Annotated in this window: 1 protein-coding gene; it reads right to left on the reverse strand. The window is 33.4% G+C overall.

Going from position 1 to position 1,159, the window contains the following annotated elements; translation table 11 throughout:
• Positions 1-758: Rpn family recombination-promoting nuclease/putative transposase (locus tag WGMM_RS00140; RefSeq protein WP_038248130.1), on the reverse strand; the 758-nt coding region annotated here is incomplete at its 3' end.
• Between the last annotated feature and the right edge of the window lie 401 nt (positions 759-1,159).

Below are 1,159 nucleotides of genomic sequence, written 5' to 3' on the forward strand. Positions count from 1 at the left end.
CCTTCTTCTCTACCTTTTGCAGTAGCATCATCAAGTTTTTGAGCGAGGACAGCCTGTTCATCAAGAATACGTTTTATTTCCTGTTCATAGGCAATAAATTCTTTTTCTGACCAGTTGAATCTATTTAGCTCTTCATAGGCCTTTTTAATTATTACATCACTACCTATTATTTTTTCCAGCTCTTCTTCACTAGTCTCATCTGCATATACGAAAAAATAAACCCATTTCTCAACTATATTTTCCAACTGATCTTCCTTATTCTTTGGAATTTTTGGCAACTCAATAGATATAAAATAGAAATCTTTTAGATCATGCTCATTAGTGTCTTCATCTCGAATAGTATGCTTTGATTTGTACTCAGATTTATTAGGAAACAGTACACAATCTGCTATAGCAATGAAGATAATTTCCTTAAGGCTATGATACTGGTCACCTTTATCAGCTTGCCTTGAGTAAGCTTTAGCAGCATAGTATTGGGCACGTTTTTCAAAGCCTTTAGTTCTAGCGACCTGCATCTCGCAAATGTATTGAGCACCTGTAGAATCTCTACAGAGAACATCAACAATACTTTGCTTTTTAGCGGCGATATCGGGGTCTTGAATAGTACTTAAAAACTCCATATCCTTTATTTCATTTTTACCAGTAAAGCCAAGAATATCATTGAGGAAGCGAATAAGGATATCTCTATTTTTTTCAGTACCGAAGATACGCTTAAACGATACATCATTTTTGGGATCAAGAAACTTAGAAAAAGTCATAAGAAAGAACCTTAAAAAGCATTGACGATTATACATAATTCTGAAGAAATGTTCAAGTTTTTATTTTTTAAGTTTTGAATGCGTTAATGAAAAAATGTCTCCCATAGATGGCTTTAGAATGCTACTACGCACCTTAGACGTCTTTTGTACATCTTTTACAACCCTTCTATAAAGCGCTTTTAAAAGGCCGGCAAATGGATGCTATGAGTTTTGGAGCTGTAGGAGACATCAAAGATACCCTTTTTGGTGTATAAAAATACGAATCTACGACAACATCGTTTAAAGAAAATTAGCAGCTAATTAATATCTTCTACCTTTTTATAAAAAAAATAAACAAAAAAAAATTGAAAATTTGATTTGACTTCACCCAAAAGCTATGGCTTTATGCCAATACTGCTAAG

The sequence above is a fragment of the Wolbachia endosymbiont of Glossina morsitans morsitans genome, from assembly GCF_000689175.1.
In the GTDB taxonomy this organism is placed as follows: Bacteria; Pseudomonadota; Alphaproteobacteria; order Rickettsiales; family Anaplasmataceae; genus Wolbachia; species Wolbachia pipientis.